Source organism: Blastopirellula sp. SH421, from assembly GCF_057808535.1.
In genome coordinates this window covers 6,395,678-6,409,495 of sequence record NZ_CM173712.1, presented here as the reverse complement: position 1 = coordinate 6,409,495, position 13,818 = coordinate 6,395,678, and the positions used below count along the sequence as shown (strand labels likewise).

General features: G+C 58.4%; 5 protein-coding genes. 1 reads left to right on the top strand and 4 read right to left on the bottom strand.

Translation table 11 applies throughout. The annotated features are described in order from the left end of the window. Positions 1-4: 4 nt before the first annotated feature. The 3 genes from SH421x_RS25985 to SH421x_RS25975 are packed head-to-tail and all read right to left on the bottom strand — an operon-like array spanning position 5 to position 3,119. Positions 5-829, bottom strand: a complete 825-nt coding sequence (locus tag SH421x_RS25985; protein WP_488852935.1) for a carbohydrate ABC transporter permease — start codon at positions 827-829, stop codon at positions 5-7. Further along, complete coding sequence (locus SH421x_RS25980) at positions 826-2,184, bottom strand: ABC transporter substrate-binding protein (RefSeq protein WP_488852933.1); 1,359 nt, start codon at positions 2,182-2,184, stop codon at positions 826-828. Before SH421x_RS25980 ends, SH421x_RS25985 begins: the two co-directional genes overlap by 4 nt. Before the next feature lie 2 nt (positions 2,185-2,186). Then, entirely contained in the window at positions 2,187-3,119 is a 933-nt protein-coding gene (locus tag SH421x_RS25975) for a carbohydrate ABC transporter permease (protein ID WP_488852932.1), read from the bottom strand. 181 nt (positions 3,120-3,300) lie between these two features. On the opposite strand from SH421x_RS25975, the gene SH421x_RS25970 reads away from it, so the two are divergent. Continuing rightward, a complete protein-coding gene (locus SH421x_RS25970) occupies positions 3,301-5,502 on the top strand; it encodes a penicillin acylase family protein (RefSeq protein ID WP_488852931.1) in 2,202 nt (733 codons plus the stop codon). Between the two features lie 573 nt (positions 5,503-6,075). Here SH421x_RS25970 and SH421x_RS25965 read toward each other — a convergent pair. Further along, positions 6,076-13,761, bottom strand: coding sequence for an aminotransferase class I/II-fold pyridoxal phosphate-dependent enzyme (locus SH421x_RS25965; RefSeq protein WP_488852930.1), 7,686 nt, complete (start codon positions 13,759-13,761; stop codon positions 6,076-6,078). Positions 13,762-13,818: the final 57 nt, after the last annotated feature.

Here is a 13,818-nt window from a genome sequence, read left to right as displayed (position 1 = left end):
TGATTTACTTCAATCCAGTCGTCGCGATCCCTTGCAAAAAAGTTCGCTGCGTCAAAAAGAAGAGAATCACAATTGGCAGCGTAAACAACGTCGCCGCCGCCAACAGTAGATGCGTTTGATCGCTGTAAGAACTGACAAATTGTTCTAGCCCATACGCGAGTGGAAACTTTTGCTTGTCGCTTAACAGCAGCAGCGGCCCACTAAAATCGTTCCAGGCGGCGATAAACTGAAATAGCGCGACCGTCGCGACTGCCGGCTTCGAGAGCGGCAAGATGATCCGCCAAAAGATCCCCCATTCTCCGAGACCATCAATTCGCGCCGCTTCACTGAGATCTTCGGGGATCGTGCGAAAAAACTGTCGCAGCAAAAAGATCGAAAACGCGTCCCCCAAAAAAGTCGGTACGATCAATGCGCCCAGCGTGTTGTAGAGACCCGCTTCGCGCAGCAACAAAAACCGCGGAATCATTGTCACGTGCCACGGCAGCAGCATCGTGCCGATTAGCACGCCAAACAATAGATTGCGACCCGGCCACTTCAGCTTGGAGAACGCATACGCGGCCATCGAGCACGAGATCACGGTCCCGATCACCGAGCCCAAGCAGATCAACAGCGTGTTACGCAGGTACAAAAAGAAAGGCATCGCGGTGACGGCGTCACTGTAGTTGGCCCATCGCCAAGCTTGCGGCAACAGCGCATGCGGATTCGATTGAATCTCGGCCGGCGTCTTCAGTGATGAGAACAACATGATCGCCAGCGGGCCCGCCAACAGCACCGTCGCCAACAGCAATGCCGCATACGCCAACACTTTTTCGGCCAGGTTCAGTTTCACTCGTCGGCCTCCTGAGCAGCGTCGATCTGCCGTTGAATATCGCGAGTCGCTGTTAGCAGCAGTTGTGAGCAGTCAGGCTCTGCGGCTCTAAGCATGGCGCGCTCGGCGACGCTTTTGATCTGGTTGTTAAAAAAGGCGCCGGCCGGCACAACGGGAATTGGGTATTGGTTGTCGCTGCCGGCCAGATCGACAAACTGGGCGAACATCGGCTCGGCTTGCAGAAACGCCTGAAACTGGGGCTGCTGCACTACTTGGGCCGAGACCGGAATCCAGCCGCCGGCGACGCAGGTCTTGGCCGCTTCCGCTTCTTGTCCGAGCCCGCTCCAGAACTTCATAAACTCCCAAGCCCCCGCGGTATTCTTCGCACCGCGCGGCACCACAAAGTTATTGCCGTTCACCCACCCAGCACGCGGCAGTCCATCTCTAGGCGGAGGCAACGGGCAAACGCCAAACTGCGTAATTGGCTCTCCGCGTGCTTGCTGTGCTGCTTGATAGGCCTGGATGTCGCGCACGCGCCACTGTCCATCCATCACCACAGCGTATCGGCCTGCTAATAAGGGAAATGCTTTGCCCGGCAGCGATTGATCCCCCAGGCGAAACGCGGCGATCTCGGCCGGTCCATAGCGCTGTCGATAGCCAACCATCCATTGCAAAGCCGCAACCACGTGCGGATCATCGGCCGTGACTTGCTGGGTCTGCTCGTTGTAAAACTGTCCCCCAAAGACATAGCCCCACGCCCATAGCCGGCGCGAATCGGGGAGAAACCCATGTCGCTCGTAGGGGCCTTTACCCGGTGGGGCGATCGTCGCTTCGATCTGATCCAGTTGGGCCAATGTCTGCGGCGGCTGTAGGCCATATTGCTCGAGCATCGTCTGGTGGTAGTACAGCGCGCGTACGTCAAGACCGTTGGGCAATGCGAAAAGTCGACCGTCATAGCTGGCCAAACGTCGCGCAGCGGGAAAGAGCCACTGTTCGGCCTTCGCAACTTCATCAGCCGGAGCAAACGCGTCGAGCGGCTGGATCGCGCCGCGAACGCCCCAATCGGCGATCACTGGATCGTCAATGTTCAACAAGTCAGGCGGATCACCGCCGGCCACCGCCAAGAAGAATTTCAGATCCAGATTGTTGCCCGGCATCGCAACGGCGCGCACGTAATGCTTGTCTTGCGACGCGTTAAAACGGCGGACGATTTCCTCCACCGTGACGCGATCGGCGCCTCCCCAGAAATGCCAGAACAAAATTTCTTCACGGTCCGCCGGAGTGGGCGGTTGCCGGTTGTCGCCGCGCGACGCCGCATAGGCGACGACGGCCAACAGCAACAAGATCGCGGTGATTTGCAGCGTGCTGCGGTTCATGGTCAGCCTCCGTAATAGACCCAGCGACGCGACGTACGAAACAACAGCAACGTTGCAACCAGCAACAAGACAAACAGCAACCAAGCGACCGCCGACGCGTAGCCCATATCCAAATGTTGGAACGCACTCAAAAAAAGTTGTAAGCTGATCATCATGGTTGATCCGGCCGGCGAGCCGCGTCCTTCACTGACGATGTAGATCTGCGTGAAGGCCTGCACCGATTGAATCAGTCCCATTACCAGGTTGAAAAAAATGATCGGAGTTAGCAGCGGGAGCGTGACGTGAATGAACCGTCGCGCCGGACCGGCGCCATCCAGTTGGGCCGCTTCGTACAGTGACTTCGGCACGTCTCCCAGGGCTGCCAGATAGATCACCATAAAGTTGCCGACTCCCCACAAGCTCATCAGCACCAGCGCGTCTTTCGAGCCTGGTGAAAAGGTTCCGGTTCGCCAGAAGGTCGAAAACAAATTCCCCTCGGATTGCAGCCACCCGGGAGTCCCCAAGCCGAGGTTGGAGAGCCCAAAATTGACGATCCCCTCTTTGGGATCCAGCAACCACATCCACAAAATGCTGGCGGCGACCACCGGAATGACCGACGGCAAAAAAAAGAGGGTCCGAAAGATCGCTTGCCCCCGCACCGGCAGCGATAATAGCACCGCCAGCGTGATCCCAAGGATGATCGACAGCGGAACGCCGACTGCGGCGTAATAGGTGGTATTCCAGAGGGCTTGGCCAAATCCGGTTCCCGTGGCGATTTCGTCCGCCAAGCGAGCGTAATTTTCGCCCCCAATCCACTGCGGCGGATTGATCAGGTCATACCGACAAAAGCTCCAGTACAGCGACGCCGCGAATGGAAACAGGTATAACAGCACCAATCCGCACAGCCAGGGGCTCGCGAAAGCGTAACCAGCGATTTGATTGCGAGTCGAACTCACGCGGCCTCACCGTTGGGTGTTCCCAGGAAGAGTGGCTAACAAAAGCAGGGGTCGAACCGAAATTGCCGATTCGTTTTGATCTGGCACACGATTGTACTGCCGCTGACGGTGAACAGGGACACGCCCAGCGGTCGATAACACGACTAACCTCCTATCCATCCCCGATCTAGCTTCGCCAGCGATGACATTAACTCCTCTTTCGACGCCGAACTGCCAACGAAAGTTACGCATTGCCCGAGACGAAGCGGGGGTTCCGCACGTTTTTGCCGAATCGCGTCACGATGCGCTGTATGGCCTTGGTTATATGCATGCGACGGACCGCATCACGCAAATCATGTTTGCCCGAGCAGTTTCGGCCGGTCGCGCATCCGAATTGATCGCCGACAAGGAAGAACTGCGCGAAACCGATCGTTTTTTTCGTCGCATGGGGCTCCACCGCAACCACCAACGCGAGGTCGGTCTGCTGCGGCCCCGGATTCGTGAACAGATCGCGCATTACTCGGCCGGGGTCAACGACGGCGCGATCGCCGTCGGACAGTCGTGGCCGATGTGGGCGACCGGATTTGAGTCGGAGCCGTGGGATCCGGTCAGCGTGCTGTTGATCGGCAATTTGCTCAGCTTTGGCGGGCTCGCAGTCAGCCAGCTCGAAAATGAGCGAATCATCGTCGAACTGATTCAGTCGGGGGCCAGCGAGGCGGCGCTGCGCGAAATGTTTGAAGGCCGATTGGAGCATGTCGATTTTGATTTGATTCGCCAAGTTGCATCGATGCCCCGGATGTCGGACGAAGCGCTCGAAGTGTTGGCTGATCTGCCGCGTTTGGCAGGCAGTAACGCGTGGGCCGTTGCGCCTTCGCGCACCGCTTCTGGCGGCGCGATTCTCTGTTCTGATCCGCATCTTGAGATCAATCGTTTGCCGGCGATCTGGTACGAAGCAGTCTTGAATTGGGATGACGATTACGTGATGGGCGCTACGCTGCCAGGGTGCCCGCTGGTCGCAGTCGGTCGCACTTCGAAGCTTGCCTGGGGCGTCACCTACATGAAAGGAGACACGATTGACATCTTTGTCGAAGATTGCCGCCAAGCGCCGACCGGCCAATGGCAATATCGCCGCGGCGATCACCAATGGCACGACTTTCAAATCCGACTGGAAGAGATCGGCAGCAAAGGGGGAGAGAGCGAAACGCTGACCATCCTGGAAAATCCACAAGGGACGCTCGACGCCGATCCGCTGACAGAAGGCTATCAATTTTCGCTGGCTTGGTCGGGCACCTCGCCCGGCAGCGGCGCCGCGATTGGATCATGGTTAGACGTGATCGCAGCGCCGGATGTTGCGTCGGCGATGGAAGTCGCCGAGCAATGTCCGCAGCCGACCCTCTGCTGGGTCTTTGCCGATACTGACGGCAACATCGGGATGCAAGGGAACGGACGCTTTCCGGTCCGGCGCAACGGCGCATCGGGACTGGCGCCGCTGGCCGCTTGGGATGAGCAGAATCATTGGGACGGCTTCTTGCCGCCAGAGTATTTGCCTAGCATCTACAATCCCGAGTGTGGGTTTGTCGCGACCGCCAATGAAGAACAACCCGAAGTGGACGGCGTGCGCATCACTAGTCAAACGTTGCCCGACTATCGCAAGCGGCGTATCGTTGAGCAACTGAGCTATGCCGATGAAGTCACCGTCGAAGAAATGCAGGCTTTGCAGTACGATTTGGTAAGCCTCCAAGCTCGCGACTTGTTGCCCCATTTGCTGCCGCACATCGCCGACAAAAAAGTGGTGCAACGGCTGGAAAATTGGAATCTGGACTACTCGCAGGATAGTCACGAGGCCGTCTTATTCCAGCGGCTTTATCGTAACACGCTGCTGGAAATCTTCGGCCAGGCCGAGGGACTTGGTCGCCGTCGCGTCTTGTATGTTGCGACGCGGGTTGGTTTTTCGAGCATGGTGATTGCGGCCGTGGACCGGATCTTAAAGAAAGAAGATTCGCTCTGGTGGAAAGGTCGCAACAAGAGCGATTTGATTCGCGCGGCGGCCGAAAAACTGGCGCTCGAAGTCGACAAACCTTGGTCCGACGTCAATAACTTTCAATTCTCGGATCGCTTCTTTGGCGGCATCAGCGTCGGACGACTCCTCGGCTTTGAAAGCCGGCCCTACCCGATGCCGGGCAACTTTGCGACGATCTTTCAAGGGCACGTCCTACAAACGGCTAAACGCTCGTCGACCTTCGCCCCCAGTTATCACTTTGTCGCCGACATGGCGACCACCGAAGCATGGAGCAACTTGCCTGGCGGACCCAGCGAAAGCCGCTTTTCGGCCTATTACAAAAGCGATGTCCCGCGGTGGTTTGATGGGCAATACAAGCGGTTGGGTTTGGAGGAGAATGTCTAATTTCTAATGACGAATGTCTAGTTGAAGACGCTGCTCAAGTGGACTAGCGCCACACGATTTTTCTGACCGGTCGGGTGGACTGGAGCACCGCACTTTTTTCTGATCAGCCGGGTGGACTGGCCGCGTTTTTTTCTCTCGTAATTCCCTATTTTGCCTTTGTGTTAAATTGGGAGATATGGCAGTGGTGGTGACGCTTGAGATTGGACAGGAAAGGACTCCGATTTTTTTGCCGCGGTTGTGGACTGGACCGCTCACATATTTTTTTGACAAATCGCCCATTTTGCCAAAAGGGCAATTTGGGTGGTATAGCCGAGACAATGACCATCGGCCCCCCTGTTGGATTAGCGGACGGGTATAGCGCCGCCCGATCCCAATGCGAGCGACCCGAGCTTGGTCGCACGACTGGTTTCAGCAAGTCCAGCGCTCTATGCGCTGGAGTGCTCTTTAAGAATATGTGTTATTAAATAATATCGAAAGACTTAGACTTTGTCAAGGCTTTCTGTCGATCCAAAATAAGCACAATCGCTTCCTCGTCCTGTCCGCTGTCTGCTTAGACCTAGCAGATCGCGGAGGCTACTTCTCCTGCGCTTCTAGCTTGGCCAGCTCTTCCGCCGTCGCGTCGACCGTTTCGCGGATTTGCTTTTCCTTGTGCTCTGACGTGATGAAGAAGCGTAAGCGAGTCGCTTTTTCTTCGACGGCCGGGTACAGGATCGGCTGGACGTTGATGCCGCGGGCATACAAGTTGCGCGACAGCTTTAGTGCTCGCATGGAGTTGCCGGTGATGACCGGCACGACCGGCGTGTTGCGGCCGAGGCCGGTGTTCAGCCCTTTTTCTTTCGCCAGTTTCAGGAAGAGCGCCGAGTTAGCGGCGCACTGGGCGACGATCTCGGGATGGGCTTCCAAACGCTCAAGGGAGGCTAATGCCGCCGCTGCATTGGCCGGCGGAATGCCGACGCTAAAGACAAAGCCGGGCGCGGTGTACTTCAAATACTGCACCAACTGCTTGCGGCCGGCGATGTAGCCCCCGCAGCTGCCAAAGGTTTTGCTGAGGGTCGCCATTAGCATGTCGACGCGGTTGGGATCGACATCAAAATGTTCGCAGATGCCGCGTCCCGTTTTGCCCATCGTGCCGATCGAGTGGGCCTCGTCGACAAAGAGCATCGCTTTGTACTTTTCTTTCAGCTCAATGAATTTGGGCAGATCGGGATAATCGCCGTCCATGCTGTAGACCCCTTCGACCACGATCAGCACGCGGCGATAGTTACCGCGTGATTCGGCCAGCATGCGCTCGGCCGCTTCGTGATCGTTGTGGCGAAACGAACGTCGTTGGGCGCCAGAGAGGATGCACCCTTGGATCAAACTGTTGTGCGACAGCTCATCATGCAGGATCAAGTCGCCGGGGTTCATCAGGTGACCGATCGTCGTTTCGTTAGTCGAGTGACCACCGACAAACACGACCGAATCTTCGACACCCAAGAACTTCGCGATTCCTCGTTCTAGCTGACCATGGACTGTCTTCTCGCCGCTCACCACGCGACTGGCCGAGACGCTGGTCCCGTATTGGTCGATCGCCGCTTTGGCGGCCGCATCCACTTCCGGCGCGCCGCTGCTGCCGATGTAGTTGTAGCTAGAGAAGTTGATCATCGTACGACCCTGGATCACCGTCGTATCCTTGGTCACGCTCTCATGCACGTCAAAGTAAGGATTTTCGACTCCATTACGGGCAAACGTTTCCAGCCGCGCTTCCAATTCGCGGATCTCAGGAAACTCACGCACGTCAAAATCGCCGGGACCAATTTCGTCGATCGAACGTTTTTGCTGGGCTTTGGCTTGCGGTGAGGCGGTTTCGCTTGACCCGGCGCCCTCCGAAGCATCCCCTTCAACGCCGAGGATCGCTTGTACAACAGTCGCGAGAGAGTTGACTGTCGTTTCGGCCGAGAAGCTTTCGAGCGGAATTTCGATATCAAGTTCTGACTCAAGACCATTCTTCAGCTCGATACCCATCAGCGAGTCGAGACCCATGTCGGCCAGCGGCTTGCTGCGATCAAGCTGGGCGGCGGCGACGCCCAGCGTTTTGCCGACCGCTTCGGCGACAAAGTCACCGACCAGTCGAGCCCGTTTGTCATCGTTGGCGGCGGCAAGTTGACCTTTCAAACCGCCTGCGACAGCGCCAGCAGCAGCGACCGTCTCACGGCGATGCAGCGTCGCCAACTGATCCAGCAATCGAGGATGCTTGTTGCGAGAGAATTGCTTAAGGAATTTGCTCCAGTCGATCGGAAAGACGCCGACGTTAGAGCTGAGTCGATCGCTGACGATCTGCTCCAGCGCAAACAAGCCTTCCGGCGGCGAGATGACGCCGACCCCCAGCTTGGCCCACTTTGAATGATCTTGATCGGCCGCCATGCCACCGCCGGACCAGGGGCCCCAGTTGATGCTCAGACCGGCTAGGCCTTGACCGCGACGATACTTGGCCAAGCCATCTAAAAATGCATTCGCGGCCGCATAGTTAGACTGGCCCGGCGAACCAATCACCGCCGCAAGCGATGAGAAGGTGACGAATAGTGAGAGCGGCAGATCAGCGGTCGCAAGGTGCAAGTTCCATGCGCCATCAACCTTGGCCGAGAGGACGGTTTCAAATCGCTCCCACGATTGTTGTGAGAGCGTTGCATCATCCAGCACGCCTGCAGCATGAATCACACCGACTAACGAGTTTTGCTTGTTTAGCTTGGCGATTGTTTGCTGTACGCTTTTGCGATCGGCGACGTCCAGCGCAACAGAGTTGACTGTGACTCCTTCGGCCTCCCACCCAGCAATCCGCTGAGCGACTGCTTCACTCGCTTTGCCGCTGCGGCTGGCGAGGGCCAACTGTTTGGCGCCGCGACTGACCAGCCAACCCGCGACTTCCAATCCGAGCGCGCCGAGACCACCGGTGATCAGGTAGGTTCCGCTGGTGCTGATCAGCGACGTTTCTCCCAGCGGACGCGCCATGTCGATCACAACTTTGCCGCGATGCTTGGCCTGCTGCATGTGGCGGAAGGCTTCGACCGATTTCTCAACCGGGAAGACTTCCATCGGCAGCGGACGGAGCGCGCCGGAGTCAAACTGCGGTCCTAGCTCGGTCAACAGCTGGGCGATCAGGCCCGGCGCGTTGCGCTCTTCCTGACCGAGATCGAACGGAAAGTATTGGGCATCGGGACGAACTTCGGCAAACTGCTCCGGCGTCCAGATGCCGATCTTGCCGATCTCGACAAAGCGGCCTTTATCGGCCAGAACGTCGACACTTTTCGAGATGAAATCTTGGTTCAAGCTGTTCAGCACCACATCCACGCCGCGGCCGTCGGTATCGGCGGAAAGCTTGTCGGCGAAGCTGGTCGTGCGCGAGTCGTACACATGCTGGATGCCGAGCGAGCGGAGGAAATCCCACTTGCTGCGGCTCGCGGTCGCGTAGATATCGGCGCCGGCCGCTTGGGCGATTGCGACTGCCGCTTGTCCCACGCCGCCCGCCGCCGCGTGAATCAAAACGCGGTCTCCCTTTTTGAGCTTGGCCAGTTTGATTAGACCGTAGTAGGCGGTCAGGTAGGCCAGCGGTAAGGTTGCGGCTGCGTCGTGCGACATGCCGGTGGGACGTGGAGCGACGTAGTTTTGATCGATCGTCAGATGGCTTCCCATGCTGGCGGTCGCCAGTGCGATCACCGTGTCGCCGGGTTTGTGCGACTTCACCTGACTACCGACGCGAGTCACCACGCCAGAGCATTCAAAGCCGAACGTGACGTCCGCTTCGCTGAGGATGCCGATCTCTTTTTCGTACTCTTGCAACATGCCTAGGGCCCGCAGCACATCGCGGAAGTTGAGCCCAGCGGCGCTGACGGCGATTTCGACTTCGGTCGCTTTCGGTTCGGTGAGTGCAACTTCGCGCAGCGTCAGTTGATCGATCAGGCCAAACTTTTGCAGGCCGAGTCGATACGGGACGTAAGGAATCGCGAGTTGACTTTTTTTGGCGTCAGCCGCTGAGACAAGTCGTGACGAGTACCGCTTTTCACCACGCAGCGCGATCTCGACTTCTTTGTCAGGCACCCACAACTCGCCAAACAGTTTGGCCGCATTCTCGCCGCCGGCTGGATCGAGATCGATGCGCGTGCAGGCGAGCTTCGGCGCTTCGGCGGCGATGACGCGCGCCATGCCCCACAGCGACGTGCTAAGCGGTTGCGCCACGCCGGCATCAGCAGCAACTTGCTGCGCACCGCTGGTGACGATTGTTAACTGCGGCGATTGTTCGTCGAGCTTTAGCAGCGATTGCGTCAAGTGTAACGTCGCTTGTACGGTTTGCAGATCCGCGGCGACCAGCGACTTGGAGTCCGCCGCGGTGAGCGTGTTGGCCAGGACGACGACTCCGCGCAAGGGCGCGTCAGCCGATAGATTGAGCTTGGCCAACAGCTCTTCAAATTGAGCCGCATCGCCGGGGTGGACGGCGGCAGAGTCGGCTGTCATCTTCAGCTTTTTGCCGGGCGAGACGATCACGCACTTTTGTTTGCGATCGGTCAGTTCTGTGTGCAGCGCTGCGGCGAGTGGGCTTTTCGCGTCAGCGGACCAGACCAGCCAAACCGGATGTTGCGTCTCGTCGACCGACAACGGCGAACCAATTCGCGGCGTCTCGCGCCAGATCACCTCGTACAGCCAACTGTCGACATGGTGATGCAGACGCTGTTGCAAGTCTTTGCGAGAGACACGCATCAGGCGGAGCCCGCGGATCTCGGCGAGTTGCTCGCCTTCTTCATTGGCCAAAATCACATCGGCGACCACTTGCGGTGAGCGACCACTCTTACGCTCGGTGATCTGGCTATGACAGATCACATGCGACGGAGAGTGGGCTGCGAAGGTCTGAACCGCCGCAGCGCCAATCGGCACAAAGGTAGAGTCGGCGTCAACCTGATCGGCGACCAGAGCGCCTACTGTCTGCAGGCAGGCGTCGAGCAGCGCCGGATGGAGTGCATAGTGGGAAGCTTCGCTCTTTTGCTGAGCAGCGAGTGCGACTTCGGCGAGGGCGTCATCGCCGCCGGTCCCCAGCTTTTTAATACCACGGAAGGCGCGGCCATAATCGAGACCGCTGGCGCGACACGCAGCGTAGAACGCTTCGACGTCGAGCTCCCCTTCCATCTTGTAGTAGACGTCTTGCAGTTGCAGTTCAGCCGGTGCGGCGGCCGAGAGGGCGATCTTACCGGAAGCGTGCAGCTTCCAGACCGAGTCCGATTCGCCGGACGTTTCGCGGCTGAGAATGCGGAAGTCGCAGACCGTATCGCCAGGCGAAATCAACGTTTGCACTCTACGCAGCGACTCGTCCAGTACCAGCGGTTGATGAATGTTTAGCCCTTCGATCGCGACGTTGGCGGCGGCGAAATGCTCGCGGCCTGCGGCGAGCGCAATTTCGATGTATCCGGTTGCTGGGAAAACCGGCTGGCCAAACAGTTGATGGTCGCGCAAGTATGCAGGGCGCGATGCGGAGAGGGTTGCCTCGTACAGCGTTTCTTCAAATGCCGTCGGGTGTAGCACGCCTAGCAGCGGATGTCCGCCGACGATCGGAGTCGCCGCCGTGCTTTGATAGGCGCCGGTTTCCGCAATGCCGGAGAGGCTGTCTGGCGCCCAAAACCGTGACCGCTGAAACGGATAGGTTGGCAGGTCTAGCTTGGTGCGGGCATATCCGGCTTCAAAGCCTTGCCAGTCGATCTTGCCGCCAAGCTCGAACAATTGAGCGAGCGAGCCGAGCAGCGTTTGCCATTCGTCTCGTTTGGCACGCAGTGACGGCAGCCAGTTCAGGTCTTTGCTGTCGAGCGTCGCTCTGCCTAATCCGGTCAGGATAGGATTGGGGCCGATTTCGACAAAGAGCTTGGCGCCCTTCTTACCAACCAGCGCCATCCCGTCGCCAAAGCGTACCGCTTCGCGAAGATGACGTCGCCAATAGGCAGGGGTGGTAATGTCGTCGCCGGCCCATGCGCCCGTCAGGTTGGCGGCCAGCGGAATCGCCGCGGGGCGGAGCTGGATTTGGCCGACGGTTTTTTCGAACTCGTCGAGAATCGGATCCATCAACGACGAATGGAATGCATGCGAGACGGTCAGGCGCGTCGCGCGAACTCCTTGTTGTTCGCAAGCCGTAATCGCTGTTTCGAGCGCGGCCAGTTCGCCTGAAATAACCGTTTGCTGCGGGCTGTTGTAGGCGGCGACCGATAGTTTGCCACCGCCAGCAGCAACCAGCGGATCGACGACACCCGGACCTGCAGCGATCGCGACCATGCCGCCGCCGACAGGCAGCGAGTTCATCAGTTTGCCACGCAGCGCGATTAGCTTTAGTCCATCTTCAAGCGAGAAAACTTGAGCGGCGCAGGCGGCGACGTATTCGCCCACGCTGTGCCCGATGACCATGTCAGGCTCGACGCCCCATGATTTCCAGAGCTCGAACAGCGCGTACTCGACGGCAAACAGGGCGGGTTGCGTATAGATAGTTTGATTGACGGCATCGGCGTCGGCGCCAAACAAGATTTCGATCAGCGGCACATCGTATTGCGCCAAGATTGTCGCACAGCGATCAAGGACCGCCCGATAGATTGGCTGTGAATCGTAAAGCGAGCGGCTCATGCCGAAATATTGCGAGCCTTGCCCTGTAAACAGGAAGGCGGTCTTGAGCTTGCGGCGTTTGGGGCTTGTTTCTTCGCTGGGGGCCGCTTGGGCGATTTTGTGCAGTTGCTTGATAGCCGCTTCGCGCGAATCGACGACCAGGCCGCGGCGAACTTCTAGCTTGGATCGGCCAACATTTACCGAGTAGGCGAAGTCGGCGATATCGAGCTCGCTTTGCTCGGCCAGCAGGTCGGCGTATTGCGTCGCAACTTCGGCCAGACCCATCGCGCTGGCCGCCGACAATGTCACAAGATGTTGCGGACGCACCAGCTTGGTATCAGGCTGAGTCGAAGCAGGACCAGTGTAGTCGCCGACAATCACGTGGCAGTTGGTGCCACCAAATCCGAAGGCGCTGACGCCTGCATTGCGCTGACCGACTGGCGCATTCCAAGGGGTCGCGACTAGCGGGATCTCGATCGGCGCGTCGGAGAGATCGATGTACGGATTGAGCTCGTTAAAGTGCAGATGCGGCGGAATCTGCTGATGGGTCAGCGCCAGGATACACTTGACGAGACCGGCGACGCCGGCGGCTGATTCTAGGTGACCAATGTTGGTTTTGACCGAAGCGATCCGTAGCGGTTTGTTGGCCGGCCGATCAACCGCTAACACGCTCTTCAATGAGCGAACTTCAATCGGATCGCCCAAGGAAGTGCCGGTGCCGTGCGCTTCGATATATTCGATGTCGTGCGGGTTGAGCTGGGCAGCATCCAGAGCAGCGCGCAGGACGTCTTGTTGCGAGGGACCATTGGGCGCGGTCAGTCCGTTGGTCAGACCATCTTGATTGATGGCCGATCCGCGGATGACGGCCAAAATACGATTACCGTCGCGCTCGGCGTCTTCCAGTCGTTTGAGGACGACAAAGCCGCAACCTTCGCCGCGAACATAGCCATCGGCTTTGGCGTCGAACGTCTTGCAACGGCCGTCAGGCGCCATCATGCGCGCCTGAGAAAAGGTGATAGTCCCTTCTGGAGTCAGCATCATGTTGACGCCGCCGGCCAGGCCGAGATTGGACTCGCCGCTACGCAAGCTTTGGCAGGCCAAGTGCACAGCGACCAGTGACGAACTGCAAGCGGTGTCGACCGCAACGCTGGGACCGCGCAGATTGAACAGATAGCTGATGCGATTGGCGGCGATCGAGAGACTGGTGCCGGTGGCGCTGTAGGCGGTTAGTGATTCGAGCCCGCGAAACATTAGCCGTTGATAGTCGCAATTGCTAATCCCGACAAAGACGCCGGTTGCGGAATCTGCTAGCGTGTCGACCGGAATGCCGGCTTGCTCCAGCGATTCCCAAGCGACTTCTAACAGCAATCGCTGCTGCGGGTCCATCTTTTCGGCTTCACGGCCTGAGATCCCAAAGAAGGCGGGATCAAAGTCAGCGACGTCATCAAGAAAGCCGCCCCAACGCGTGGTGGTTTTGCCAGGCGTGGCCGGGTCGGCGCTGTAGAGCGCATCGACATCCCAGCGATCGCGCGGAGTTTCACGAATCGCGTCGACTCCGTTGGCGAGAAGTTCCCAATAGGCGGCGATATCGGCCGCGCCAGGAAATCGGCAACCGACGCCGACCACGGCGATCGGCGAGTGAGGTAGATGCATCTCGGTAATCTATCTACGTCGTGGCTTGTGAATGACGGCTCTACGAAGCTCGTCCTG